This window comes from Vibrio sp. 1159 (genome assembly GCF_033340395.1).
GTDB lineage: Bacteria > Pseudomonadota > Gammaproteobacteria > Enterobacterales > Vibrionaceae > Vibrio > Vibrio alginolyticus.
Genome location: NZ_JAWOWL010000011.1, coordinates 52,322 through 77,645, shown reverse-complemented (window position 1 = coordinate 77,645; position 25,324 = coordinate 52,322). Strand labels below are relative to the sequence as shown.

The following is a 25,324-nucleotide window of genomic DNA, read 5'->3' as shown; positions in this document are numbered from 1 at the left end:
TTTTACTATGAAGATAAGGATGAAAAATTCTATGCAGTTATCATTAAAAGTGGCAATGGCACTGTCTATTTTTGCCAGTACAAACCTCTACGCTGCAACGACTTTAGTGGTTCCAGAAGACGTGAAGTTATTGGCCGTCAACATGGAGAAGCCAGATCTAGAAGGTGGTCTTTTTTCTAGTGAGAAGACAATCGAACTACCTGACGGAACGAATCAAATTGTCTTCAAATATCAACCTACATTCGAAATTAACGAAAACCTTAAGACGGTTTACAGTGATGTAATCGTTGCTAAATTTGATGCTGAAAACGAAAAGCTAACGTTTGAACTGCCAGAGTTTAAAACTCTTCGCCAAGCGCAAAACAACATCTCGCCTCTAGATTGGCAATTACTGGATACCAAAGGCCAACCTATTGCTTTGGTCGAAGATGTATTAGAGTCAGATGGTGTTCAAATTGGTCGTAATTACCCTCAAGAATCTCGCAACTACAATATTGCTGGCGGTATCGCGAGTGTTGCCGTTAGTTATGTAACTGTGAATCAGCATCAACAATCAGTAAGTGATATCGAGCCTCGAGTTGAGACTAGTGATACCCGTTCAACAGCCGCATCGAACGACAGCCCAATGGTTGATGTATTAAAGACGATGTACCAGAAAGCGTCTCCGGCGGAAAAAGAGGCCTTTAAAAACTGGCTTGCTGAGCAGTAATCCCTTAGTTCATTAGATAGGGCTTAACTGAAAAAGTACGAATCTAAAAAGCAGGCTTTAAGCCTGCTTTTATCTTTTCTGCTTATTAGAGAGAGATTTCTCTCCATTCACCAGGCATTAGGTCGTTAAGGACGATATCACCCATCGAATGACGAATGAGGCGCAAAGTAGGGAAGCCAATGTGCGCAGTCATGCGACGCACCTGACGATTTCTTCCTTCAATAATGGTAATGGCTAACCAAGTGGTAGGGATATTTGCGCGAAAACGAACCGGAGGCGTTCTGTCCCAGACTTGTGGTTTTGGAATAACTTCAACTTCGGCTGGTAGAGTCATACCATCTTTTAGCTCTACTCCCTTTCTCAATTTTTCAAGATCTTGCTCCTGAGGAGCGCCATCAACTTGAACCCAATAAGTCTTCGGCGATTTTGACTTTGGCTGCGTTAGCTTCGCCTGCAAGATGCCATCGTTAGTGAGTACCATCAAACCTTCGCTGTCTCGGTCCAATCGGCCAGCCGCATAGACATTTTTGATTGGGATATAGTCCGCTAACGTTTTGCGACCATCGCCATCGGTAAATTGACTGAGCGTATCGTAAGGCTTATTGAAAATAATGACTTTACGATCTTTAGGGGCCACTTTTGGCTTTTGGCTTTTTGTTGGGCGATTAGGGCGGCGGTCTTGCTGAGTACGAGTCTTCGAGCCATTGCGAGCTCCTGAGTGTTTAAAATGGCCCGTTTTAGACTGGTTACGACTGCGACCTTTTTCCTGACCTGTACGAGATGACATGTTAACTACCCTGCAAAAATGTAAATGAACTGTGTTTGAAAGTTTTAAGTTTTCTCATGATCGGATATGATTTGCGCGCCTAAAACTAACAAACGCGCACAGAATGATAGACTAATTCGTGTTATTTGTTTAATTATATCAGTGCACTCATGGATTCAGAGCTTAGAGCTTCAAACTACAACAAAGAGTGCGAACCGCATGTGGCGTTAGTGAGGAGACATGTACTGCTAACGCGCAGCAATGCGTCAATTAAACCAACTCAGACGCTGAGTTGATCAGCCAACAAGTTGATTAAAAAATAGGGAAATTTCATGCCTACAGAAAAACCTACAATTATCTACACCATCACTGATGAAGCGCCGGCGCTAGCAACTTATTCATTACTACCAATCATTCAATCATTCACAGCATCGTCTGGCATCAATGTAGATACTCGTGATATTTCACTAGCAGGTCGAATTATCGCTAACTTCCCAGAGCATCTAAAAGAAGAACAGCGCATTGGCGATGCGTTGACTGAGCTTGGTGAACTAGCTCAAACTCCAGAAGCAAATATCATCAAGCTACCTAACATTTCAGCTTCAGTTCCTCAGCTTAAAGCGGCGATTAAAGAGCTTCAGGCGAAAGGTTACGATTTACCAAACTACCCAGAAGAGCCGAGCACGTACGAAGAGAAAGCGATTAAAGCGGCTTACGACAAAATCAAAGGTAGTGCGGTTAACCCAGTACTTCGTGAAGGTAACTCAGACCGTCGTGCTCCGACTTCGGTTAAGAACTACGCGAAGAAAAACCCACACTCAATGGGTGCATGGTCAGCAGAATCTAAGTCTCATGTTGCGAGCATGTCAGACAATGACTTCTTTGGTAGCGAAAAGTCTACAACTATCTCTGGTGCAACAGAGGTCAAAATCGAGTTTGTCGGTAATGATGGTACAGTTAAAGAGCTTAAGTCTGCGTTCCCATTACTAGATAAAGAAGTCATTGATACTTCAGTAATGAAGAAGAAGGCGTTGGTTGAATTTTTCGAGAAAGAGATTGCTGAAGCGAAAGCACAAGACGTGCTGCTGTCTCTTCATATGAAAGCGACGATGATGAAAGTTTCTGACCCTGTCATTTTCGGCCATGCCGTAAAAGTTTACTACAAAGACGTTTTCGATAAGTACGGTAAGCTGTTTGAAGAGCTAGGCGTTGATGTAAACAATGGCATCGGTGATGTTTACTCAAAAATTGAGTCTCTACCTGAAGCGCAAAAAGCAGAAATTGAAGCGGCCATTCAAGCGGTTTACCAAACTCAACCAGAACTTGCGATGGTTGACTCTGATCGTGGTATCACAAACTTACATGTACCAAGTGACATTATTGTAGATGCTTCTATGCCAGCAATGCTTCGCTCTTCGGGTCAAATGTGGGGACCAGATGGTAAACAAAAAGACACCAAAGCGATGATTCCAGATCGTAGCTACGCAGGTATTTACCAAGCGGTTATTGATTTCTGTAAAGAGCACGGCGCATTTGATCCAACCACTATGGGTAGCGTACCTAACGTTGGTCTAATGGCTCAGAAAGCTGAAGAGTATGGTTCTCACGACAAGACATTCATTCTAGACGCTGCGGGTACTGTTCGCGTTGTTGATGCTTCAGGTAACGTACTGTTAGAGCAAGCGGTTGAAGAAGGTGATATCTTCCGTATGTGTCAGGTTAAAGACGCACCAATCCAAGATTGGGTTAAACTAGCAGTGACTCGCGCACGTGCAACAGGTGTTCCAGCTGTATTCTGGCTAGATGAAAACCGCGCGCACGATGCTGAGCTCATAAAGAAAGTAAACGCCTACCTACCAGATCACGATACTGACGGTCTAGAGATTAAGATCCTATCTCCTGTTGAAGCTTGTAAGTACTCACTAGAGCGTATGAAAGCGGGCCTAGATACTATCTCTGTTACAGGTAATGTTCTTCGTGACTACCTAACAGACTTGTTCCCAATTCTAGAGTTAGGTACGTCTGCTAAGATGCTATCTATTGTTCCATTGATGAATGGTGGTGGTCTATTTGAAACAGGTGCTGGTGGTTCTGCTCCTAAGCACGTTCAACAAGTAGAAAAAGAGAATCACCTTCGTTGGGATTCTTTGGGCGAGTTCCTAGCGCTTGCAGCTTCGTTAGAGCATTTAAGTGTAGCGACAAACAATCCTAAGGCTCAGGTTCTAGCAGATACACTAGATAAAGCGACCGGTGAGTTTTTAGACACCAACAAATCTCCGTCACGCAAAGTGGGTGAGCTAGATAACCGTGGAAGCCACTTCTATCTTGCACTTTACTGGGCGAAAGCGCTTTCAGAGCAAACGGATGATGCGGATCTTGCTGCTGAATTTGCACCAATTGCAAAAGTGCTGTCAGAGCAGGAAGAAACGATCGTTGCTGAGCTAAATAATGCGCAAGGCGTGAAAGGTGAGCTAGGAGGTTACTACTTACTAGACGATGCATTGGTTTCTAAATTGATGCGTCCAAGCGAAACCTTTAACGCAATCATTAACAAGTAAGTTAGTGTTAAAAAACACGTCGTTTTCGGCGTGTTTCCTATCCTGTAAGTGCGTTGTAAGTGTCCCTTTTGTAACACGTGCTCTAAATAGTAAGAAACCCGCTATCTTGGCGGGTTTATTTTTCTCTTCAAAACATCAACATGGCGTTTCGAGAGCAATATTTTTATATTTCGACAGCGCTCTAATTATTTGGCTTGGCCTTCAAGAGGCACGACGCTACTCGCGTGACAGCCTTTGGGACCTTTTTCAATCTCGTAAGAGACTTGTTGGCCTGCTTTCAGTGTACGATAACCGTCCATCTGGATAGTTGAGTAGTGGGCAAAGATATCTCCCTCTTCTTCATCTGAACAAATAAACCCAAATCCTTTGGCATTGTTAAACCACTTTACTGTACCTGTAGCCATGCTTTACATCCCTCATGCATTTTTTACTGATGTTGTTACTGCAACCAAGTTATACCTTTAACTTGGTACTACCATTGTCAGCGAATGCCAACAAACGTCAAATCAATGATAAGTCACATTCATCAAACCACTTAAAGAAGAGAGGTTTCAAAATGATGATTTATGCATCAACACTTTCCACTGTAGTCAATGAATTTCGACAGTCAATAGCAGTGAGCAACAAACAGAAACATAATTGAAAACAAATCACTTTTGAGATTAACAAATTTGCAAACAGTTTTTCGTATATACGCAGAAGTTTAGTCAATTTGCCTATGAAGTGGCTCATACTGAAAAAGCCATACTGTCCGTGTTGCTTATGGGAGAAGAATCCTCTGACTGAATAAAAAATGAAGTTTTCGTGATAATTACCGTATTCTCAATGAGGAAGTGTGATCCAGATAGAAGATGATGGGGTGGTTTGCAATAGTCCGAGAGCAATAAATAGAAAGTTCTTTTATAAGAAAAAATGTGTAACTTATCGACAAGCATCTTTTATTTGCGCCGTATCAAGACGTGCATTAGTCTCTATATTAGGTAGCAACTTTTATCGATCAAAGATCGAATTCGGTGCCATAACTCACTACACCGCGCTGCATGCTTGTGGTAGATTGTTTTTATAGGTCGAAAACATCAACCCTTTGATACGATATCTTTAGATTGCCATGAGTAAAAATTTTGAATGGGTCACTCCGGACTCTGATCTTCTGGAGCGAGAAAGTACGAAAGTCCAGCCACCTAAGCTGTACAATGTCGTACTCAATAATGATGACTATACACCTATGGATTTCGTCATAGAGGTGCTTGAGCGATTTTTCTCACATGATATTGATAAAGCAACTCAAATCATGCTTCAGGTCCACTATGAAGGAAAGGCAATCTGCGGCACATACAGCGCAGAAATTGCCGAGACAAAAGTAGCGCAAGTTACGATGTACGCAAGGGAAAATGAACATCCGCTACTTTGCACTATGGAGCAAGCGTAAACAAAGAAGACTTGCTCGAACAACCCCAGTTGTTTTTTCGGGAGGTACTTATGCTAAATAAAGAACTAGAGTCAAGCCTTAACGGTGCATTTGCTCGGGCGCGAGATAAACGCCACGAGTTTATGACTGTCGAACACCTCCTACTTGCATTGTTGGAAAATGATGCAGCTAAGGAAGCCCTTCTAGCTTGTAAGGCGGATCTTGACGCTTTACGCAACGAACTCGATATTTTCATCGATCAAACTACGCCTCTTATCCCAGATAGTGATGAGACGCGTGAAACGCAGCCGACTTTGAGTTTTCAACGTGTACTACAACGCGCCGTCTTTCATGTACAGTCGTCTGGTCGTAATGAAGTAACAGGCGCCAACGTGCTTGTTGCTATCTTCAGTGAGCAAGAGTCGCATGCCGCTTACCTACTGAAGAAAAATGACATCTCCCGATTAGATATTGTTAACTTCATCTCCCACGGTATTACTAAAGCATCAGGTGCAGGTGAGGATTCATCATCAGACTCGTTTAGCTCAGAAAGTGTTGAAGAGCCTAATTCTGAAGAACGCCTAGAAAGCTTTGCGACGAATCTTAATCAAGTCGCTAAAGATGGAAACATCGACCCACTCATTGGACGTGATAAAGAGTTAGAGCGCACTATTCAGGTACTTTGTCGACGCCGCAAGAATAATCCACTACTAGTGGGTGAGGCAGGGGTTGGTAAAACAGCCATAGCGGAAGGTCTTGCATGGAGAATTGTCGAAGGGCAGGTCCCTGAGGTTATTCAAAACAGCGTGATTTATTCACTAGATATTGGTTCTTTGCTCGCTGGTACCAAATATCGCGGTGATTTTGAAAAGCGCTTCAAGGCGATTTTGAAACAACTTGAAAAAGAAGAAGATGCCATTTTGTTCATCGATGAAATACATACCATCATCGGTGCAGGCGCGGCATCTGGTGGTCAAGTCGATGCAGCAAATCTTATTAAGCCTCTTTTAAGTAGTGGTAAGTTGCGTTGTATTGGTTCGACGACATACCAAGAATACAGCAACATTTTCGAGAAAGAGCGTGCGTTGTCTCGCCGTTTCCAAAAGATAGACGTTGTAGAACCTTCATTAGATGACACAACTAAAATCTTGATGGGCTTGAAGCCGAAGTACGAAGCTCACCATGAAGTACGTTATACCAATAAAGCACTGCGTGCCGCGGTAGAACTGTCGGCTAAATACATTAATGAACGCCATCTACCAGATAAGGCCATTGATGTCATTGATGAAGCTGGTGCTCGTAGTCGTCTTGCTCCTGCAAGCCGTCGTAAAAAAACGGTCGGAGTGGCTGATATCGAATCAATGGTTGCCAAAATGGCGCGAATTCCAGAGAAGTCGGTTTCTTCTTCAGATAAAGACATTTTGAAAAACTTAGATAGCAAAATGAAGATGTTGGTATTTGGTCAAGATAATGCGATTGATGCATTATCCGAGGCGATCAAGCTGACACGTGCAGGTTTAGGTGTAGACAACAAACCTGTTGGTTCATTTTTGTTTGCAGGCCCAACAGGGGTTGGTAAAACAGAGGTGACGGTGCAGTTATCTAAGCTTCTAGGTATCGAGCTACTTCGTTTTGATATGTCTGAGTATGGTGAGCGTCACTCCGTAAGTCGCTTAATTGGTGCGCCTCCTGGTTATGTCGGTTATGACCAAGGTGGTTTGCTAACTGATGCTGTTATTAAGCACCCACATTCAGTCGTATTACTTGATGAGATTGAAAAAGCGCACCCTGATATCTTTAACCTGCTGTTGCAAGTCATGGATAACGGTACGCTAACGGACAACAATGGTCGCAAAGCAGACTTCCGTAATGTCATTCTTGTTATGACAACTAACGCAGGAGTGGCGGAAACCGAGAAGAAATCAATTGGTTTGATTCAACAAGACAACAGTCATGATGCAATGGCGGAAATTAAGAAGGTGTTTACTCCTGAGTTCCGTAACCGTCTTGATAACATCATCTGGTTTAACAGCCTTGATGAAAGCGTTATCCATCAAGTGGTTGATAAGTTCATTGTTGAACTGCAAGTGCAACTTGATGCGAGAGGCGTTTCAATGGAAGTATCGCAAGACGCTCGCCATTGGTTAGCACATAAAGGTTATGACAAAGCTATGGGGGCTCGCCCAATGGGGCGTGTTATCCAAGAACAGCTTAAGAAGCCTTTGGCTAACGAACTGTTGTTTGGATCTTTAGTTGACGGCGGTACAGTGAAAGTAACGCTGGTCAACGATACGCTTGAGTTTGAATACTTAAGTGAGAAAGAGACAGCGATGCATTAATCGTTAGTCGGTAACAAACGCAAAAGCGCACGAGAAGATCGTGCGCTTTTTTATCTGAACTAAATCGGAAAAAATTATGCAATAAAAAACGGAGCAGCTTGCTCCGTTTTTTATTGCATCCGAAAATCAGAGATTAACGAGCGCGGAAGACGATGCGGCCTTTTGACAGGTCGTATGGAGTCATCTCTACAGTTACTTTGTCACCCGTTAGGATACGGATGTAGTTCTTACGCATCTTGCCAGAGATGTGAGCAGTCACAACGTGACCGTTTTCAAGTTCAACACGGAACATAGTGTTTGGTAGAGTGTCAAGGACTGTGCCTTGCATCTCGATTACGTCTTCTTTAGCCATTTAATCCTCTTTAGAAATTAGGCAATATTAGCGGGCTATATTCTGCCGCTAAATAGTAATTATGTAAAGTTGAGGCGTATTCTACCCTCGCCAACGCTGATTTACTAGCCTTTGGTGGCGTTGAAAGCGTGTTTTGTAGCTCATTGCTGGGCACTCATCAATCTGATATCCCAAATATAGCCACTGTTGTTTGTTTTCTTGGCAGTATTTAATTTGATAAAGCACCGCTAATGTCCCAAGAGATAACTCGTAGTCAGGGTCAAAGAAAGTATAAAAAGCACTCGAGCATTGTGGCATCAAATCTGTCACCGCAATGGCGAGCAATTGATCTGATTCATCGTAAATGTGTAAAAACGACGTTGTCAGCCAGCTAGTTTGAGCAAATCGAGCAAACTCATCACGCTTTGGTGGGTACATAGTGCCGTTTTTATGCCGTTTGCAGATGTACCGACTGTAAAGCTCAAACCATTCCTCATCCATTTCAGGTTTCATTTCCCAGCGTAAAGACTGTGCTTTATTAAGCAGCCTCTTCTGACTTTTTGATAATCTAACGTCTGGAATCGAGACTCGAATTGGCTGGCAAGCGGTGCAATGCTCGCAATGCGGTTTATATATGGTATCTCCGCTACGACGAAAACCGTTAGCCATGAGCAACTGGTAATTTTCTTCAGTATGCAGCCTTTCATCAAGCGCCACCGCAACCCGCTCTTGCCGTTCAGGCAAATAACTACAAGGGTGATTATTCGTCAACCCTATTCGAATATGTTGTATATCCGTACTCATACTGAATCCTGCAAAACTTGGGGCTGATAGGCATCAAATAGTGTTTGCTTTTCTCTTAAAGATAGTAGTTTTTGCATAAATTCGTCACGCTCAAGTTCAAATGCGCCAAGTGATGCCAAGTGAGAATTCATAACTTGGCAATCGATTAATTGACCTTGCTTTGACGCCAAATGGTTGCATAAGTACCACAATGCAATTTTGGATGCGTTATCTTTTAGGCTAAACATCGACTCCCCGCAAAAAAGTTGGCCCACGCAGATGCCATATAGTCCGCCAATCAGGTTGTTGTCATGCCATACTTCTACAGAGTGACAGTGACCAAGTTTGGCTAACTCAATGTAGGAAGCTTGCATTTCCTCGTTGAGCCATGTTTCCTCTGCAGGGCGTGTTGAAGAACATAGTCTAATCACTTCTTCTGTCGCGAAATTGAGTGTTACTTTATAGTTATGTTTACGCTGAAATTTTTTGAGACTTTTAGATGGCTTAAACTGCAATGGGTCAAACACAGCGCGCGGAGAAGGGCTCCACCATAAAATAGGTTCACCAGGACCATACCAAGGGAAAATGCCTTGATAGTAACCATTGAGGATTCTCATGGGGTTTAAGTCACCACCAAAAGCCAGCAAACCATTGGGGTCGCTGAGTGCTTTATAGGGTGAGGGAAAGTTGAACGTTTCATCGAGTTCAGTTAAATAAATAGCCATAAGAAGTCGTTACCAACATTGGAGTCAGAGGAGTTTATGATGACCTGGTTAAGAAATATCGTAAAAGTATGGCTTGGGATCATACTGTTTTTACCACTTGTCGCCAACGCAGCCTATGAAAGAAATGTTGCCAAGCCAGTTAATGAAGTAGTTTACGGGAAGATTGACTCTGTCCGTTATATTACTCAACAAGAGGTTGTTCAATCGAAAAGTAACGGTTGGAAGACACTACTTGGTGCCACTATCGGTGGTTTAGTCGGTAATCAATTTGGTGGCGGTACGGGAAGAGAAGTCGCGACGGCAGTGGGTGCGCTTGCAGGTGCCGCAGTTGCTCAAAACCAAAGTAATTACCAATACACGGTTGAATATAAGTTAGTTGAGCTACTCATCAAAGTGAAGGGTGATAAGCTAATTAATGTCATCCAAGATGTTGATAAAAATATGTTATTTAGTCGAGGGGATGAAGTTCGTATTTTATATTTTGATGATGGAGTCAGGGTTGATATCACTTATTAACCCTAGGTTGTTTTAGTCTAACGAAGCCTAATCAGGCATGTACAGTCGGGCTGGCTTATCGTCAAATAAAGTCGAAATAGTTTGCTGTTTCGCCGTGCTTCTTTCGCTCTGATTTACATCGCTGGCAATGCCTTTAATTCTGTATCTTTAGGCTGCTTGAGGATATTCATAAATTAGCGCCGATTTACTCTGGTTTTGTCGTGTTTTTTTGGGTAGTCTGAATTCACGAAGAATTGTTTAGCCCTCATAAAAAATCGTATGTTGAGGGCACAAAGGATTATCAACTTTTAATGGAAAGCCTAACGTTACAACCTATCAATAAAATTCAAGGGGAAGTGAACCTTCCTGGCTCTAAAAGTGTTTCTAATCGAGCTCTTTTACTTGCTGCTCTTGCTAAAGGCAGAACTCGCCTTACTAATCTCCTCGACAGTGATGATATTCGTCATATGCTGAATGCGCTGACTAAACTAGGCGTTCAATACCAACTTTCCGAAGATAAAACAGAATGTCTCGTTGACGGCCTTGGGCGTCCGTTTTCTGTCTCAGAGCCGGTAGAGTTATTTCTCGGCAATGCTGGCACTGCGATGCGACCATTAGCTGCGGCTCTTTGTCTTGGAGAAGGGGAGTATGTACTGACGGGCGAACCTCGTATGAAAGAGCGTCCAATTGGTCACCTTGTCACGGCACTGAAAGATGCTGGTGCGAACGTTGAGTACATGGAAAACGAGAACTTTCCGCCTCTCAAAATAATTGGTACTGGCCTAAAAGCAGGTACAGTTTCTATCGATGGGTCCATTTCAAGTCAGTTCTTGACCGCTTTCTTAATGTCTGCGCCATTGGCTGAAGGTGAAATTCGCATCAACATCGAAGGCGATTTGGTTTCTAAGCCTTATATCGATATCACCCTGCATATCATGAAGCAGTTTGGAGTCGATGTGATCAACAACGACTATCAAGAGTTTGTGATCCCAGCCGGTCAGCAATACATCGCTCCAGGCGATTTCTTGGTTGAAGGTGACGCGTCTTCTGCTTCTTACTTCTTGGCGGCGGCAGCCATCAAAGGCGGAGAAGTTAAAGTCACGGGTATCGGTAAAAACAGCATTCAAGGTGATATTCAATTTGCTGATGCGCTTGAAAAAATGGGTGCAGAAATTGAATGGGGTGATGACTACGTAATTTCACGTGTTGGTCAATTAAAAGGCATTGATATGGATTACAACCATATCCCTGATGCTGCAATGACCATCGCGACAACAGCGCTATTTGCCGAAGGCACTACCGCTATTCGTAACGTTTATAACTGGCGTGTAAAAGAAACAGACCGTTTGTCAGCTATGGCGACTGAGTTACGTAAAGTTGGTGCGGAAGTGGAAGAAGGGGAAGACTACATCATCGTCAAACCTGTCTCTCAGTTAAAGCATGCTGCGATTGATACTTACGATGATCATCGAATGGCGATGTGTTTTTCGCTGGTGGCACTTAGTGATACGCCTGTGACGATTAACGATCCAAAGTGTACGTCGAAAACGTTCCCTGACTACTTCGACAAACTTAAGGCTTTAAGCTGCTAAATATTCTGACCTGAAACCGGAAAGCCAGAGTGAATAACACTCTGGCTTTTTTGTTTCCCAATACTATTTAACCAGCGTAAATTCCTTAGAAAGGTGATGCGCTAAGTATTTGAACATATTGAATACTGCAGTCGTATTTGAAGTTGGTAAACCTTTGTCATCAAGGAAGTATTCACCTTTAAAAACTAAAACACCTTCTTTTTCTTCTACACTTGTTGCTCGCATTCCCTCGATGTAATCATCGTGCTCTTGGATGATTTGGTTAGCGATCAAAAGAAGGTCGAACTCTTCGATAAGCGTTCTATCAGACATATTCTTTCTACCATTCTATTCAGTTAAGAACGCTGAGTATACCTACAACTAAAATGGGGTTGCATGATTAATTCAGTCAATCGTTCAGTAAGACTAAACAGATCAATTTTTAGAGTGTAAATATGATGCGGAGGAAGATGGCAGAGTATTGAACGAAACTATTTTGTGATGGGTAACAAAATTTATTGCATTGGATTAGCGGATGCTAAGTTTGCCTGTTTAGATATGCCGCTCAATACCTTTCAGAACCCTGTCTCTTTGAAGTATAAAGACGATGAATTGTCAACCAATCGGATCTGAATTTCAAAAAAGCAGTTGATCTTCTTTTCATCTCGCACAATAGTAAAAAAAGAAGCAATGAAATAGAACATTATGCGGGTGGCCTTTAAATAAGGTTTCTACCCGCATTATTATGAAGGACGTTAGAGTCAGTTATGGGTAAATCACTCGTTATAGTGGAGTCACCAGCCAAGGCAAAGACGATAAATAAGTACCTTGGTAAAGACTTTATTGTTAAGTCTAGTGTTGGTCATGTGCGTGATCTGCCTACGGCCGGTCAAAGCACTGGTGAGAAAAAAGCCGCAGCCATCTCAACTAAAGGGATGAGTCCGGAAGAGAAAGCGCGCGTTAAAAAAGAGAAAGACCGCAAAGCGTTGATCAAAAAAATGGGGATTAACCCATATCATGACTGGGAAGCGAATTACCAAATCCTTCCAGGCAAAGAAAAAGTTGTCAACGAACTACAAAAACTCGCCAAAGACGCAGATTGCGTTTATCTCGCAACCGATTTGGACCGCGAAGGGGAAGCAATCGCATGGCACCTTCGTGAGATCATCGGTGGCGATGAAGAGCGATACAAACGTGTAGTTTTTAACGAAATTACGAAAAACGCGATCCAACAAGCTTTCCAGACACCTGGTGAGCTGAACATGGATGGTGTAAATGCCCAACAAGCACGTCGCTTCATGGACCGTGTCGTTGGTTTTATGGTTTCACCTCTACTTTGGAAAAAAGTGGCTCGTGGCTTATCTGCTGGTCGAGTGCAGTCTGTTGCGGTGAAACTGTTAGTTGAGCGTGAGCGTGAGATTAACGCGTTTGTACCAGAAGAGTTCTGGGACATTCATGCGAATACGAAAACGAAAGACAAAGCGGACTTTAAACTGCTTGTTGCTCAGAAAGACGGTTCTGCGTTTAAGCCAGTTAATGAGGCAGAAACCAAAGCAGCGATGTCTGTACTTGAGAATGCAAGTTACGAAGTATGTAAGCGTGAAGACCGCCCTACAAAGAGCAAGCCTTCAGCACCTTACATCACCTCTACGCTTCAACAGGCAGCGAGTACACGCCTGGGCTACGGCGTGAAAAAGACCATGATGCTAGCTCAGCGCCTCTATGAGGCCGGTTACATCACTTATATGCGTACTGACTCGACTAACCTAAGTGCCGAGGCTGTGGACGCTGTACGTGACTTTATTGGTTCTGAGTTTGGTGATAAGTACCTGCCAGCGAAACCATTGACGTACGGTAGCAAAGAAGGGGCACAGGAAGCGCACGAAGCGATCCGTCCTTCAAATGTGGGTGTTAAGGCGGAAGACCTGCAAGGTGTCGATGCTGATGCGCACAAACTTTACGCTTTGATTTGGAATCAGTTTGTAGCGTGTCAAATGACGCCAGCAGAATACGATTCAACAACCATCAGCGTAAAAGCGGCAGAATACACGCTTAAAGCGAAAGGCCGTATCCTTAAATTTGACGGCTGGACTCGTGTACAGCGTCCAATGGGCAAAAACGAGGATACAATCCTTCCAGCGGTACAACTTGGCGATAAGCTAAGCTTAGAGTCACTTGACCCTAAACAGCACTTTACAAAGCCACCTGCGCGCTACACTGAAGCAGCACTGGTTAAAGAGCTGGAGAAACGAGGCATTGGTCGTCCGTCGACTTACGCATCGATCATTTCTACGATTCAAGATCGTGGCTACGTGAAAGTTGATCAGCGCCGTTTCTACGCTGAAAAAATGGGTGAAATTGTTACTGACCGCCTTGATGACAGCTTTAACGATTTGATGAACTACGACTTTACTGCGCGTATGGAACAGAAATTGGACCAAATCGCTGAAGGTGAAGTGAACTGGAAAGCTGTGTTAGACAACTTCTTTGCTGATTTTACTGGCGATCTTGAAAAAGCGGAGCTGGATGAGTCAGAAGGCGGTATGAAGTTAAACCACATCGTCATGACGGATATCGAGTGTCCGACGTGTAGCCGTCCAATGGGCATCCGTACTGCTTCAACAGGTGTGTTCTTAGGCTGTTCAGGTTACGCGTTACCACCAAAAGAGCGTTGTAAGACAACCATCAACTTGGGTGACGAAGAAGGTATTATTAACGTTCTAGAAGAAGACGTTGAAACCGCAGCTCTTCGTGCTAAAAAGCGTTGTCCGATCTGTGAAACAGCGATGGACGCATACCTGATTGATGACAAGCGTAAGATGCATGTTTGTGGTAATAACCCGAACTGTGAAGGCTACCTTGTTGAATACGGCGAGTTCAAAGTAAAAGGCTACGATGGTCCAGTTGTTGAATGTGACAAATGTGGCTCTGATATGGTGCTTAAGAACGGTCGCTTTGGTAAATACATGGATTGTACGAGCGAAACATGTAAGAACACTCGTAAGATCTTGAAGAATGGCGAAGTCGCGCCCCCGAAAGAAGATCCTGTTCATTTCCCCGAGTTGCCATGTGAAAACTCAGATGCGTATTTCGTACTTCGTGATGGTGCTTCGGGTCTATTTATGGCGGCAAGCAATTTCCCGAAATCGCGCGAGACACGTGCTCCTTTGGTTGCTGAACTGGCACGTTTTGAAGAGCGTTTACCTGAGAAGTTCAAATACCTAGCAACTGCGCCGCAAGAAGATCCTGATGGTCGTCCTGCTGTTGTACGCTTTAGCCGTAAAACAAAAGAGAACTACGTTCGTTCGGAAGAGAACGGTAAGCCAAGTGGTTGGACAGCGCTCTTTGTTGACGGTAAGTGGGAAGTCACTGATAAGCGTAAAAAAGCGAAAGCATAAAAACGTACGATCTAAGTAATGTAAAAAGGCAGCGATATCGCTGCCTTTTTTGCGTTTTGTTTTTGCGTAAAGGCCACTGTGTTGTTCGTATAGATCTTTGCTGCTTTGACTGAGTTTTGCTGACGCGAGAAGATCCCAGCATCAATATTTCGTAGTCGCTGATGTATTTTTTATGTAAAAAATATTTGTTGTAACTTTCATTTTGCATTCACATATTTGTTATACATTGGGCTAAAAAATCGGCGGTGTAGTGAATCCGTTCGTAAATTGTTTTCACAATGTAATCGTTTGCTTTTCCATGTGTGATCTAGATATCGTCTTGAGTACGCAAGAGCTGTATGGTACACAGAATGGCGTATTAAAAATTGTAATTTAGAACCCGCTTAGATAATTTATTACAAAAATTAGTGCAACTGTGTGCATTGTTTGCGTCAAAAAATAAGGAAAGAGTGGACGTTGCATACTGGAAGTGCCGTAGCTTTTTTATCCGTGTTGTAAGAGTTCACAGAAACTCAGAGACGGTTGCTAAATGTATTCGCTTGACTCCCCGAGTATGACTCATTCAAGCGAGTACCAAATCCAAGCTATAACGATATGGAGAACAACAAATGGCTGGTGTTTTGGGAATGATTCTTGCTGGCGGTGAAGGCTCTCGTTTGAGACCTTTAACGGAATCTCGCAGTAAACCTTCGGTACCGTTTGGTGGTAGTTATCGATTGATCGATTTTGCTCTAAACAATTTTGTTAATGCGGATCTGATGCGCATTTACGTCCTAACCCAATTTAAATCTCAATCTTTATTCCATCACTTAAAAAAGGGGTGGAACATCAACGGCATTACAGACCGCTTTATCGATCCTATTCCCGCTCAAATGCGTACTGGTAAACGTTGGTACGAAGGGACGGCGGACGCGATCTATCAAAACCTGCGTTTTATGGAATTAGAGGAACCAGAGCAAGTTTGTATTTTTGGCTCTGACCATATCTATAAGATGGATATCAAACAAATGCTGAACTTCCACTCAGAAAAGCAGGCTTCTCTGACGGTATCTGCATTGCGCATGCCACTAAAAGAGGCGTCGCAATTTGGGGTTATCGAAGTGGATAGTGAAGGTCGTATGATTGGCTTTGAAGAAAAACCAGCAAATCCAAAGTCGATTCCTGGTGACCCTGATTACGCTTTAGTTTCAATGGGTAACTATGTTTTTGAAGCTCAGGTACTGTTCTCAGAGTTGGTCGAAGATGCGGATAATGAAGCTTCATCACATGATTTTGGAAAGGACATCATTCCAAAGATGTTCCCTAGAGGTGATGTGTTCGTGTATGACTTCAGTACCAACAAAATCAGTGGCGAAAAAGAAGAGGTGTACTGGCGTGATGTCGGAACTATTGATGCGTACTGGCAAGCGCATATGGATCTGCTAGAAAAAGATGCTCCATTTTCGCTGTACAACCGTAAATGGCCATTGCACACCTACTACCCACCATTGCCACCTGCGACATTTACCGACTCTGATAATGGTCGTGTGCAGATAATCGATAGTTTAGTGTGTAATGGCAGCTATGTTAGAGGCTCAAGAATCGAAAAGTCGGTGCTTGGTTTTCGCAGTAATATTGCTTCTGCTTGCGATATCAGCGAATGTATACTTCTTGGTGACGTAAAAATTGGCGAAGGCTGTGTTTTACGTCGTGTGATTGTCGACAAGGATGCCGATATTGCTCCTGGTACTCAGATTGGTGTGAATCTTCAAGAAGATAAAAAACACTTCCACGTGTCTGAGGAGGGCATTGTTGTTATTCCGAAAGGAGCTCGAGTTGGCTACTAACAACTTATCTATTCTGTTTGTAGCTTCTGAGGTTGAAGGCCTCATTAAAAGTGGTGGCTTGGCAGATGTTGCCAAGGCACTACCGGAAGCCCTTCAAAACCTACAGCAAGACGTAAGAATTACCATCCCTGCGTACAGCAGTATTGATAAACTCGCAGACGCAGAAGTTGTATTAGAAACAGAATTAACATCATGGCCGCATACGGAGTATCGAGTTTTGCGGCTCATGTTAGGTCAAAATCCTGTTTACCTGATTGATTGTCCGCCGTATTTCAATCGACCATCAATGTATGCGGAGAACAACCAAGCGTATACTGATAACGGCGAGCGCTTTGCGTTTTTTAGTGCAGCATGTCTCGATATGTTACCCAAGCTCGCCTTTCAACCTAATATCATACACGCGAACGATTGGCACACAGGTCTTGTTCCATTTTTGCTCAAGCACAGGTATGGCAATGATCCGTTTTTTGCTCATACTAAAAGCGTCATTTCAATTCACAATGCGGTCTTTAAAGGCGTATTTAGTTATGAAGACGTGCAGTGTTTGCCAGAGTTTCATTGTAGAAACGTTCCCGATGCTGCGGTGAGTGCAACGCATATTACGATGCTTAAAGCTGGTGTAATGAATGCAGATAAGATAAACGCGGTTAGCCCTACGTACGCAGAGGAACTAAAAACAGAGCTTGGCAGTCACGGCATGGCTTGGGAGTTTCAGCAACGTGCGCAGGACTTAGTCGGCATCTTGAATGGTTGTGATTACAGCGCTTGGAATCCGGAAACTGATACCTACTTGCCGGTTAATTACTGCGCCGACCAGCAAAGTATGTCGCAAGGGAAGAAAGCTTGTAAAAAAGCATTACAACAACGACTAAATTTGCCCGAAAAAAATGTAGCTATGTTCGGTATGGTTTGTCGGTTGACCCAGCAGAAAGGCGTTCATTACTTGTTGCCTGCTTTGGCCGATTTTTTGAAGCACGATGTTCAGCTAGTTGTCGTTGGGACCGGAGACCCTGTTCTTGCCGCTCAGTTACGAGAGGTTGCCGCGCAGTTTTCTAGCAAATTTGCCTTTGTAGAAGCGTATGACAATGAACTTGCGCATATCGTTGAAGCTGGTTCTGATTTCTTCTTGATGCCTTCTGAGTTTGAACCATGTGGCTTAAACCAAATCTATAGTATGGCTTATGGGACATTACCGATAGTACGCGGTGTTGGTGGCTTAAAGGACAGCGTTAGCGATTATGATGTAAACCCATCTGAAGCAACGGGGTTTGTTTTTTTCGAACCGACACCGCAGGCATTGTTGTTAACGATGCTAAGGGCACTGTTGCTTTACGCGCAAAACGAGCCTGAAGTGAATAAAGTACAGTTGCACGCGATGCAACAAGACTTTTGTTGGCAAAAGGCCGCAGAATCTTATTTGCAGCTTTACCACTCAGCGTTAGTTTGACTTAAAATTGTAACGAAAGGCACCGAATGAGGTGCCTTTATTATCTTGAGTAAGGGGAGTGTGGTAGGATGGCTTTTTACTCAATAGCACGATCTTTTTGATACTCAATATGACCCAGCCGCTACTTTTTCATAAAACCTATTTGCACCCTACTAGTAATGAGTGGGTTGTATTTGTGCACGGTGCTGGTGGTAGCTCTTCTATCTGGTTCAAGCAAATTAAAGCTTACAAGCAACACTTTAACTTATTGCTGATCGATTTAAGAGGTCATGGAAAGTCAAATCAGTTACTTAAAGAGCTCATTGCTAGCCGTTATACCTTTACGGAAGTTACCCAAGATATTTTGAAAGTATTGGACCATTTAAAGATCCAATCCGCTCATTTTGTCGGTATGTCGCTTGGTACTATTATTGTTCGAAACCTTGCTGAATTGTCATCAGAGCGCGTACGTTCGATGGTGCTCGGCGGTGCTGTCACAAGGCTTAACACTCGTTCTCAGATATTGGTGAAATTAGGTAATTTTTGTAAGCATATCCTACCGTACATGTGGCTCTACAAACTGTTCGCTTATATTGTTATGCCTCAAAGAAGCCAACGAGAATCTCGCCACCTTTTTATTCGCGAAGCCAAGAAGCTTTGCCAAAAAGAATTTAAACGTTGGTTTATTCTTGCCGCTGATGTAAATCCGTTAATGAAATATTTTAAAGATCGAGAGTTACCCATTCCGACTCTTTACTTAATGGGCGACAGGGATTACATGTTTATTAAACCTGTCAAAGAAATGGTTGCAGCACATAAGCTCAGCATTCTACGAGAAATCCCGAATTGTGGTCATGTATGCAATGTAGAGCGTCCAGAAGACTTCAATCAACACTCCATCGAGTTTATTAAACAGCAAGCTATATGTGCTTAAAACTGAGTGCATCCACTGAATAGGAGAGCCGCTATAGCTCTCCTAGTTGATATCCACATTGCCAACATGCACCAAATTGCCCTTCGTTTATTTCATGACATTTTGGGCATTGCCAATCTTGATACTCATGCCTATCGGATTGTTTTCGATATGCTTTTACTATTTCTTCAGCTTTCATCTTTTGTGCCGTGTCAAAAAGCCACACATAAGGATCGGTATCATCACCAAACGGCAGTTCTCCTTTTAAGCCGAAAATACCTTCTCCGCGAACTTCACAGTAAATTTGTTCCACTTTAAGCAGCTCACATACAATGTGTGCTTCTGCTGGGTTTTTAGCGATAAATATTTTCATCAAAATACCCACTTCACCAATTACGAGTTTTGCTGACTTGGTGTCGGCCTTACTTTATTCATAACCCATTTAGTGATGATTGGAAATAGTCCCAATAGCGCAAAAGACGCTAATACTGCGGGTGAAACAATGCCCGATAGGCTTTCAATTGTTGCTAATTGAGTACCTGCATTCAGATATACGGCTGTGCCTGGCAGCATACCTATTTGGCTAGTGAGATAAAATCGACCTACAGACATCGGTGTTAAGCCCATCAGTAAGTTGATTAGAAAGAAAGGGAATACAGGGATTAGACGCAAGGAAAATAGATAAAAAGCTCCGTCTTTTTCGACACCTTGATTAATTGCGTTGAGTTTATTTCCGAATTTGTTTTGTACCCAGTCACGCAATAAGTATCGGCTGCTCAAGAAGGCCAGTGTTGCCCCCATAGTGCTAGCGAAAGAAACCAGTAGCAAGCTTGTCCAAAAACCAAATAAGGCTGCACCAAGTAAGGTGACTACTGCCGCTCCTGGGATAGAAAAAGCGGTAATTGCAATGTAGGTAAAAAAGTAAATCGCAGCCGAGAATACAAAATTCTGATCGATGTATGTAGTTAGTGCTTCTTGTTGGGCTTTTGCATTCTCTAAGGTTAAATACTGGCCAAAGTTAATACCTAAAAAGACGATAGCCGCTAGTAGGATGAGACCTAATATCAGTTTCTTATTCATAATTTTGATTCCAATTTGGGATATATGTAATAAGACAGTAGGAAAACCGAAAAAATTTCACAAAAAAACCGCAGATTAGACTGCGGTTTTACAAGATAGTTTTTAGGCCGACTTTTATTGGAGGCCGTTCATCAACTCATCTCGGCGAGCTTGAGGTACCACACTCCAATGAGTGCCGTTGATAGCACCTTCTAGTGCCCATAGCAACTCAATGTTGACGGTTGCAGAGTGCGTATCTCTTATCGCTTTATAGGCGTTAAGCGCACCTTCCTCTTCAAGCTTCTCTACGGATTCGATGCCGGCTTTTTTTAGCATGCGCTCGGTAGCCAGTCGTAAGTTAGGCAAATCTTTCAAACGGTTAGGCTTTGTACTTGCTTGCTGTTCTTTCTCAAGCTTTGCCTTTTTCAATGATTGATTCGCTACTTCGATTAAGCGTTCGCTTGATTCCCATAAATCGCTGGAAATAGCGTAGTACTTTGTAACGACTGGAAAGCCACGTTTTTTATAAACGTAAGGCTTTAGCCCTTGTTTCTCGAAGTCAGATGAAGTTTTTTGGTCTGCTCTGATATGAAGCTGATTGTTTACCACTAGTGCAAACATTGTTTCATCAGCGAATAGTCCGAAGCCACCAAACATTGAGCGCGACTTGATATTACCAAGTGCCTCAAATAGCTTCATAGAGTCTTTGCGTCCCACTCTTTCGAATGGTTTGCCCTGTGCGTGACACAATGAGCATACTTCTTATATTGAATTAACATCACGGTTTAGCGTTAAAAGTGTGATTTCGGTTCAATAAAAATGATAGATTGAATGCTCTATTTTGCATATGGAAAGGTGCAAATTGGCCTTTGAAAAGGAGTTCTTAATATATATTACATTTATATAAAACAGGGAGTTAACGTTAGTCAATTGTTATTAGAGTGGTGTGAAGTATTAGAGAATGCTTAATTTTTCCAAAAAAATAAGCGCCCCTGTAGAGCGCTTATTTAACCGTGTTAAATACAGTGAAATTTAGTTCATTTTTTTCACAGTATTTCGAATTACAAGCTCAGGTTGCATTTCGAAAATTCGTTTTTCGTGTTCTTTATCTTTGATACGCTCAAGTAGAATTTCGAATGCATTTTTACCAACACGACGTTTAGGTTGGTGGATAGTCGTTAGCGGTGGAGAGAAGTATTCCGCAAGCTCGATGTTGTCGTAGCCGATCACTGAAATATCTTCAGGAATTTTGATCCCGTTTTGTTGCAAGCGGCTCATTAGGCCGAGAGCCATTGTGTCGTTAAAACAGAATACCGCCGTCGGGCGCTTGTCCATTGCGGTAATTTTATCTGCAACTAATACGGCCGTATCACATTCAAAGTTACCTTCAAGGATCCAGTCTTCATTTACAGCTAGGTTCGCTTCACTCATTGCGCGACGGAAACCTGCAATGCGCTCTTGGCAAGCAAGCTTTTCAAAATGACCGCTTAGACAAGCGATATCCGTATGACCATTGTCAATCAGATGTTTGGTTGCAATGTAGCCACCTTCTTCTGAGTTATCCATGATCTTGTCTGCTTGTGAGCTCTCTGGGCCCCAATCCATGACCACTTTAGGAATGTCCGCATGACGGTCAAGCATCTCTTTTAGTTCTTCGGTTAAGTCAGAACACATCACTAGGATGCCATCAACGCGCTTTTCAGCCAGCATACGAATGTAATCGCGTTGTTTTTCGTAAATCCCGCCTGTGTTACATAAAATCAGAGTATAGCCTTGGCGGTAACAGTAGCTCTCAACGCCATCAATCACTTCTGAGAAAAATAGGTTAGTTGATTGAGTTACTAACATGCCAATCGTACGAGTTGAGTTGCATTTTAGGCTGCGTGCAACGGCACTTGGCGCGTAATTCAGCTCGTCAACGGCTTTCATTACTTTTTCTTGCGTTGCTTCTGCAACGAAACGCGTTTTATTGATAACGTGCGAAACTGTCGTAGTGGAAACGCCGGCTAAGCGAGCAACGTCTTTTATCGTGGCCATAAATGGTGTCCTGTATCGAGCTACTGAAATATGTCGTATTGGATGTACCTGATGCTCTAATGGTTTCACACCTAGCAATATAAAATTGGCGCTAAGTGTCTCGGCAGCGGTTGATCCAAGTGCGACAAAAGGGTACGTAGCAGCATCGGTCGATGAATTTTATCTTTTTTCTATCTGATGAGAAATTGCCATCAACCTGTTAAGAAAACACAAAAACCGCTATATTTCAGCGGTTTACATATAAATCATATTTAATCGTTTGCGCTCACATTTTAGCCCTATGTGGACTGACTAGCAATGTTTTCAGCAAGAGATTTGTGTATTTGAAGTCACATTTTGACTGCTAAATAACCAAGCGTCTTTGCGCTAAGTTAAGGCAAACGAATATTATACCCAAGTTACTTACAATTGGTCACTTTCAGGCATACAGGAAGCCCGATAGGCAGGCTCCCTAAAAATAGGCGGCAATTATTCACCAAGAAGGTAGGCGCTGTCTAGTTTACAAAATGCAACTAATAGTTTCGCGACACTCGAGTAAAATCCAAATTCGTCGAATTTTTTACATTTGTCTGAAAACTGAGGTAACCAAGACATCAATTGTTGCTGGATAAAGTCGTTTTGTTTAACGAAGGCTTCTTCCATGTGTTTTTCTTGTTCAAGCTCGTTTGAGCGGATAATCATGTTCCCGAGAAAGTCGAGCTCAACGGCTAAGTGATCCGCAGGTTCCTTTAGGTTTTCGTCTACTTGAACGCCAAATTCAGCCATCAACTTTTCCATTTCCTCAGCTGGCTTGTCATTCAGTAAACCTGATTCACCAATGTACATGGATGCGTAAGGAAGAGCGCCGTATTTTTCTGTCTTCAAAAACAGTTCACAAAAGTCAGCTGCAAGCTCTAGTTGTGCATCTTCACGATCTTGTAACCGATTCAATGCATCAACTAGGCTATCAACAGCTGGTTTCAGCGACTCATTTTCACCTAAACCTGCGAGAAAACTGCGAATTTCAACACTGTGATAGGCTTCCAATTCTTTCTCTGTTAGTTCTTTTGCGAACAAGCTCGAAAACCACCAGTAAATTTCAGCGCGTTTTTCATTAAAAGCTTTCACTTCTTGCATTTTGGGCTCCTGAATGATGCTTCAAGTCATGCATCACAAAGTCAATTAGGGATATCCCCTAAGTGTAATCAATTAAAATGAATAGCAGTAACTATAATTGTTATGTTTTATGGTCAAAAATGACCGTTTATTAATAGCAATGGGCAAGCTTGTTTTGAATCAATAAAAACGCTAAATCTTGCGTTTTAATGTATCTATGACTAGAAATGTTACTAGTTATGAATAGAATACGTCTTGGATAATAAGAAGACAGAAAAGTGGTGTAAATGAGCTATCACGTATTAGTCGTAGAAGATGATGTTGTAACTCGTAGTAAGCTTGCGGGATATTTCCAAAATGAGGGCTACCAAGTCAGCGAAGCAGAGAGTGGCGCGGAAATGCGTGAAGTTTTGCAAGCGGGCGATGTAGACCTGATCATGCTGGATATTAACTTGCCTGGTGAAGACGGCCTGATGCTTACTCGTGAGTTACGTAGCCAATCGGATATTGGTATCATATTAGTAACAGGACGCACGGATAGCATTGATAAAATCGTAGGCCTAGAAATGGGTGCTGACGATTATGTGACAAAACCTTTTGAACTGAGAGAGCTGTTAGTTCGCGTTAAAAACTTGCTGTGGCGTATTTCAGCAGCGCGTAGTGGCAGCTCGAAAGCGAATGAAACCAGTGAAGAGCACATTGTGCGCTTTGGGGAGTGGACATTCGACATTCAACGTCGCGCACTTAGCCGCAACGGTGAGCCAGTAAAACTAACTAAAGCAGAGTATGAACTTTTGGTGGCATTATCGTCTTACCCTAACCAAGTGTTAAGTCGTGAGCGTATTTTGAACATGATCAGTCATCGAGTGGATGCGCCGAATGACCGCACCATTGATGTTCTTATTCGACGTATGCGCGCAAAAATGGAGTTCGATCCTAAGAACCCACAGATTTTTGTAACGGTACACGGCGAAGGCTATATGTTTGCTGGTGACTAGTTGGAACATAACTAAATCGTAAAAAGAAAAAGGAGAGCTTCGGCTCTCCTTTTTTGTGGCTTCAAGATAATACTAGTTTGCTTCAACCATTGGTGTTTGGCCGACAGTATCACGCAACCTTTGCCAAATACTGCCCAAGTACTCATGCCAATAAAGCTCTGTTTGTTCTAAGTAACGCGCTTTAGGTGAGTATTTATCCCAAGGTTGACTTATCTCGCTAATAGCTAAGAAGTTGGTCGGGGCTGGGATTGGTTTAATGCCTGCTGCGTTGAACTCATACAATGCACGGCTCATGTGGCTTGCAGAGGTGACTAACACAATCTCCTTTTGCTGAACGAATGCAGCCGCTTGACGTGCCTCTTCCCATGTATCCTTTGCATCCTCTAATAAAATGATATCGGATTTCGCGACGCCCAACGCAAGGGCAACGTTCGCCATCATTCGCGCGTGGCTAATTTCAGATCCACCAGCATAGCCGGATAAGATTAATTTCGCGCCTGGATACATTCTTAAAATACGAATGCCCTCAGTTAAGCGCATTAATGCTGCACGGCTTAACTGCGAGGTGGGTGGAATTTCGTCATCGATAACATGACCATTCCCTAAAACCATCACGTAGTCGATGGTGCCAGAAACTGGCAAAAAGGCTTTATGCTCTCGCTCTAACGGCATAAGAAGCTTGGTTGAAACAGGTTGGAAGGCAACAAGAAAAATGCCAACAAAAGAGAATAGAACAACGAAGCAGCCAGTTTTACGTTTTGTAGTAAAACTAATGAGAGCAAGACCCAACAAGCCTATCAGCAGCAATGCCGGAAGGGGCATAAGCATGGCTGACACTACTTTTTTCAGCTCAAACATACATAAATAGTCCGAAAAAACATCAATTG

Annotated in this window: 23 protein-coding genes and 1 riboswitch; of the genes, 11 read left to right on the top strand and 12 right to left on the bottom strand. The window is 42.9% G+C overall.

Annotation, left to right across the window (positions count from 1 at the left end; all coding sequences use genetic code 11):
* The first annotated feature begins 31 nt into the window (after nt 1-31).
* Nucleotides 32-709: a DUF2057 family protein gene (locus tag R7127_RS10940; protein ID WP_017634732.1), complete on the top strand. Its 678-nt coding sequence runs from the start codon at nt 32-34 to the stop codon at nt 707-709.
* An 85-nt stretch (nt 710-794) separates the two neighbouring features.
* Here R7127_RS10940 and R7127_RS10935 read toward each other — a convergent pair whose 3' ends face one another.
* Nucleotides 795-1,496: a pseudouridine synthase gene (locus tag R7127_RS10935; RefSeq protein WP_017634731.1), complete on the bottom strand. Its 702-nt coding sequence runs from the start codon at nt 1,494-1,496 to the stop codon at nt 795-797.
* Between the two features lie 311 nt (nt 1,497-1,807).
* On the opposite strand from R7127_RS10935, the gene R7127_RS10930 reads away from it, so the two are divergent.
* Nucleotides 1,808-4,033 carry an NADP-dependent isocitrate dehydrogenase gene (locus R7127_RS10930; protein WP_172563328.1) on the top strand — a complete coding sequence of 742 codons (2,226 nt, stop codon included), beginning with the start codon at nt 1,808-1,810 and terminating at the stop codon, nt 4,031-4,033.
* Between the two features lie 185 nt (nt 4,034-4,218).
* Here the strand turns inward: R7127_RS10930 and cspD are convergent, their stop codons facing one another.
* The gene (gene cspD, locus R7127_RS10925; protein ID WP_005378407.1) at nt 4,219-4,437 is read right to left on the bottom strand and encodes a cold shock domain-containing protein CspD; all 219 of its coding nucleotides are present in this window, start codon (nt 4,435-4,437) and stop codon (nt 4,219-4,221) included.
* Nucleotides 4,438-5,141: 704 nt separating this feature from the next.
* Between cspD and clpS the strand changes: the two genes are divergently transcribed.
* Together clpS and clpA are read left to right on the top strand one after the other, a co-directional pair.
* The gene (clpS, locus tag R7127_RS10920) at nt 5,142-5,462 is read left to right on the top strand and encodes an ATP-dependent Clp protease adapter ClpS (RefSeq protein WP_005378419.1); all 321 of its coding nucleotides are present in this window, start codon (nt 5,142-5,144) and stop codon (nt 5,460-5,462) included.
* 50 nt (nt 5,463-5,512) lie between these two features.
* Nucleotides 5,513-7,780: an ATP-dependent Clp protease ATP-binding subunit ClpA gene (gene clpA / locus R7127_RS10915; protein ID WP_005387879.1), complete on the top strand. Its 2,268-nt coding sequence runs from the start codon at nt 5,513-5,515 to the stop codon at nt 7,778-7,780.
* A 133-nt stretch (nt 7,781-7,913) separates the two neighbouring features.
* Here clpA and infA read toward each other — a convergent pair whose 3' ends face one another.
* The 3 genes from infA to aat all read right to left on the bottom strand — a co-directional run bounded on the left by infA (nt 7,914) and on the right by aat (nt 9,619).
* Entirely contained in the window at nt 7,914-8,132 is a 219-nt protein-coding gene (gene infA / locus R7127_RS10910; protein ID WP_001040192.1) for a translation initiation factor IF-1, read from the bottom strand.
* Between the two features lie 81 nt (nt 8,133-8,213).
* Nucleotides 8,214-8,915, bottom strand: coding sequence for an arginyltransferase (locus R7127_RS10905; protein ID WP_005378346.1), 702 nt, complete (start codon nt 8,913-8,915; stop codon nt 8,214-8,216).
* Nucleotides 8,912-9,619 carry a leucyl/phenylalanyl-tRNA--protein transferase gene (aat, locus tag R7127_RS10900; RefSeq protein ID WP_005387881.1) on the bottom strand — a complete coding sequence of 236 codons (708 nt, stop codon included), beginning with the start codon at nt 9,617-9,619 and terminating at the stop codon, nt 8,912-8,914. The genes R7127_RS10905 and aat overlap by 4 nt, the downstream gene beginning before the upstream one ends.
* 39 nt (nt 9,620-9,658) lie before the next feature.
* On the opposite strand from aat, the gene R7127_RS10895 reads away from it, so the two are divergent.
* Together R7127_RS10895 and aroA are read left to right on the top strand one after the other, a co-directional pair.
* A complete protein-coding gene (locus R7127_RS10895; RefSeq protein ID WP_005378348.1) occupies nt 9,659-10,135 on the top strand; it encodes a glycine zipper 2TM domain-containing protein in 477 nt (158 codons plus the stop codon).
* A 290-nt stretch (nt 10,136-10,425) separates the two neighbouring features.
* A complete protein-coding gene (gene aroA / locus R7127_RS10890; RefSeq protein WP_017634728.1) occupies nt 10,426-11,706 on the top strand; it encodes a 3-phosphoshikimate 1-carboxyvinyltransferase in 1,281 nt (426 codons plus the stop codon).
* A gap of 63 nt (nt 11,707-11,769) precedes the next feature.
* On the opposite strand, the gene R7127_RS10885 is transcribed toward aroA, so the two are convergent.
* Nucleotides 11,770-12,018 carry a YciN family protein gene (locus R7127_RS10885; protein ID WP_042522113.1) on the bottom strand — a complete coding sequence of 83 codons (249 nt, stop codon included), beginning with the start codon at nt 12,016-12,018 and terminating at the stop codon, nt 11,770-11,772.
* Between the two features lie 434 nt (nt 12,019-12,452).
* On the opposite strand from R7127_RS10885, the gene topA reads away from it, so the two are divergent.
* The 4 genes from topA (at nt 12,453) to R7127_RS10865 (ending at nt 19,269) form a co-directional block, all read left to right on the top strand.
* Nucleotides 12,453-15,083: a type I DNA topoisomerase gene (gene topA / locus R7127_RS10880; RefSeq protein ID WP_005378351.1), complete on the top strand. Its 2,631-nt coding sequence runs from the start codon at nt 12,453-12,455 to the stop codon at nt 15,081-15,083.
* A 608-nt stretch (nt 15,084-15,691) separates the two neighbouring features.
* Nucleotides 15,692-16,909 carry a glucose-1-phosphate adenylyltransferase gene (glgC, locus tag R7127_RS10875; RefSeq protein ID WP_017634726.1) on the top strand — a complete coding sequence of 406 codons (1,218 nt, stop codon included), beginning with the start codon at nt 15,692-15,694 and terminating at the stop codon, nt 16,907-16,909.
* Complete coding sequence (gene glgA, locus R7127_RS10870; protein WP_017820031.1) at nt 16,899-18,356, top strand: glycogen synthase GlgA; 1,458 nt, start codon at nt 16,899-16,901, stop codon at nt 18,354-18,356. The genes glgC and glgA overlap by 11 nt, the downstream gene beginning before the upstream one ends.
* A gap of 109 nt (nt 18,357-18,465) precedes the next feature.
* Nucleotides 18,466-19,269 carry an alpha/beta hydrolase gene (locus tag R7127_RS10865; RefSeq protein WP_318148400.1) on the top strand — a complete coding sequence of 268 codons (804 nt, stop codon included), beginning with the start codon at nt 18,466-18,468 and terminating at the stop codon, nt 19,267-19,269.
* 31 nt (nt 19,270-19,300) lie between these two features.
* On the opposite strand, the gene R7127_RS10860 is transcribed toward R7127_RS10865, so the two are convergent.
* From R7127_RS10860 to torD, 5 genes are all read right to left on the bottom strand, one after another.
* Nucleotides 19,301-19,621, bottom strand: a complete 321-nt coding sequence (locus R7127_RS10860; RefSeq protein WP_017820033.1) for a DUF2007 domain-containing protein — start codon at nt 19,619-19,621, stop codon at nt 19,301-19,303.
* A 20-nt stretch (nt 19,622-19,641) separates the two neighbouring features.
* Nucleotides 19,642-20,328, bottom strand: coding sequence for a TVP38/TMEM64 family protein (locus tag R7127_RS10855; RefSeq protein ID WP_005378366.1), 687 nt, complete (start codon nt 20,326-20,328; stop codon nt 19,642-19,644).
* Between the two features lie 114 nt (nt 20,329-20,442).
* Nucleotides 20,443-21,006 carry a TfoX/Sxy family DNA transformation protein gene (locus R7127_RS10850; protein WP_318141825.1) on the bottom strand — a complete coding sequence of 188 codons (564 nt, stop codon included), beginning with the start codon at nt 21,004-21,006 and terminating at the stop codon, nt 20,443-20,445.
* A riboswitch (cyclic di-GMP riboswitch) is annotated at nt 21,001-21,052 on the bottom strand. (Overlaps the previous gene by 6 nt.)
* A 287-nt stretch (nt 21,053-21,339) precedes the next feature.
* Nucleotides 21,340-22,344, bottom strand: coding sequence for an HTH-type transcriptional repressor PurR (purR, locus tag R7127_RS10845; protein ID WP_005378368.1), 1,005 nt, complete (start codon nt 22,342-22,344; stop codon nt 21,340-21,342).
* A gap of 468 nt (nt 22,345-22,812) precedes the next feature.
* The gene (torD, locus tag R7127_RS10840; protein WP_005378369.1) at nt 22,813-23,460 is read right to left on the bottom strand and encodes a molecular chaperone TorD; all 648 of its coding nucleotides are present in this window, start codon (nt 23,458-23,460) and stop codon (nt 22,813-22,815) included.
* Between the two features lie 266 nt (nt 23,461-23,726).
* Here torD and torR point away from each other — a divergent pair, with 266 nt between their 5' ends.
* Nucleotides 23,727-24,437 carry a two-component system response regulator TorR gene (torR, locus tag R7127_RS10835; protein ID WP_005378370.1) on the top strand — a complete coding sequence of 237 codons (711 nt, stop codon included), beginning with the start codon at nt 23,727-23,729 and terminating at the stop codon, nt 24,435-24,437.
* 72 nt (nt 24,438-24,509) lie between these two features.
* Here torR and elyC read toward each other — a convergent pair whose 3' ends face one another.
* The gene (gene elyC, locus R7127_RS10830) at nt 24,510-25,295 is read right to left on the bottom strand and encodes an envelope biogenesis factor ElyC (RefSeq protein WP_005387893.1); all 786 of its coding nucleotides are present in this window, start codon (nt 25,293-25,295) and stop codon (nt 24,510-24,512) included.
* Nucleotides 25,296-25,324 lie beyond the last annotated feature (29 nt).

What these genes read in the sequence shown, in the direction of transcription:
- R7127_RS10940 (WP_017634732.1), top strand. Translation starts at nt 32, where the DNA reads ATGCAGTTATCATTAAAAGTGGCAATGGCACTGTCTATTTTTGCCAGT.
- R7127_RS10935 (WP_017634731.1), bottom strand. Translation starts at nt 1,496, where the DNA reads ATGTCATCTCGTACAGGTCAGGAAAAAGGTCGCAGTCGTAACCAGTCT.
- R7127_RS10930 (WP_172563328.1), top strand. Translation starts at nt 1,808, where the DNA reads ATGCCTACAGAAAAACCTACAATTATCTACACCATCACTGATGAAGCG.
- cspD (WP_005378407.1), bottom strand. Translation starts at nt 4,437, where the DNA reads ATGGCTACAGGTACAGTAAAGTGGTTTAACAATGCCAAAGGATTTGGG.
- clpS (WP_005378419.1), top strand. Translation starts at nt 5,142, where the DNA reads ATGAGTAAAAATTTTGAATGGGTCACTCCGGACTCTGATCTTCTGGAG.
- clpA (WP_005387879.1), top strand. Translation starts at nt 5,513, where the DNA reads ATGCTAAATAAAGAACTAGAGTCAAGCCTTAACGGTGCATTTGCTCGG.
- infA (WP_001040192.1), bottom strand. Translation starts at nt 8,132, where the DNA reads ATGGCTAAAGAAGACGTAATCGAGATGCAAGGCACAGTCCTTGACACT.
- R7127_RS10905 (WP_005378346.1), bottom strand. Translation starts at nt 8,915, where the DNA reads ATGAGTACGGATATACAACATATTCGAATAGGGTTGACGAATAATCAC.
- aat (WP_005387881.1), bottom strand. Translation starts at nt 9,619, where the DNA reads ATGGCTATTTATTTAACTGAACTCGATGAAACGTTCAACTTTCCCTCA.
- R7127_RS10895 (WP_005378348.1), top strand. Translation starts at nt 9,659, where the DNA reads ATGACCTGGTTAAGAAATATCGTAAAAGTATGGCTTGGGATCATACTG.
- aroA (WP_017634728.1), top strand. Translation starts at nt 10,426, where the DNA reads ATGGAAAGCCTAACGTTACAACCTATCAATAAAATTCAAGGGGAAGTG.
- R7127_RS10885 (WP_042522113.1), bottom strand. Translation starts at nt 12,018, where the DNA reads ATGTCTGATAGAACGCTTATCGAAGAGTTCGACCTTCTTTTGATCGCT.
- topA (WP_005378351.1), top strand. Translation starts at nt 12,453, where the DNA reads ATGGGTAAATCACTCGTTATAGTGGAGTCACCAGCCAAGGCAAAGACG.
- glgC (WP_017634726.1), top strand. Translation starts at nt 15,692, where the DNA reads ATGGCTGGTGTTTTGGGAATGATTCTTGCTGGCGGTGAAGGCTCTCGT.
- R7127_RS10865 (WP_318148400.1), top strand. Translation starts at nt 18,466, where the DNA reads ATGACCCAGCCGCTACTTTTTCATAAAACCTATTTGCACCCTACTAGT.
- R7127_RS10860 (WP_017820033.1), bottom strand. Translation starts at nt 19,621, where the DNA reads ATGAAAATATTTATCGCTAAAAACCCAGCAGAAGCACACATTGTATGT.
- R7127_RS10855 (WP_005378366.1), bottom strand. Translation starts at nt 20,328, where the DNA reads ATGAATAAGAAACTGATATTAGGTCTCATCCTACTAGCGGCTATCGTC.
- R7127_RS10850 (WP_318141825.1), bottom strand. Translation starts at nt 21,006, where the DNA reads ATGAAGCTATTTGAGGCACTTGGTAATATCAAGTCGCGCTCAATGTTT.
- purR (WP_005378368.1), bottom strand. Translation starts at nt 22,344, where the DNA reads ATGGCCACGATAAAAGACGTTGCTCGCTTAGCCGGCGTTTCCACTACG.
- torD (WP_005378369.1), bottom strand. Translation starts at nt 23,460, where the DNA reads ATGCAAGAAGTGAAAGCTTTTAATGAAAAACGCGCTGAAATTTACTGG.
- torR (WP_005378370.1), top strand. Translation starts at nt 23,727, where the DNA reads ATGAGCTATCACGTATTAGTCGTAGAAGATGATGTTGTAACTCGTAGT.
- elyC (WP_005387893.1), bottom strand. Translation starts at nt 25,295, where the DNA reads ATGTTTGAGCTGAAAAAAGTAGTGTCAGCCATGCTTATGCCCCTTCCG.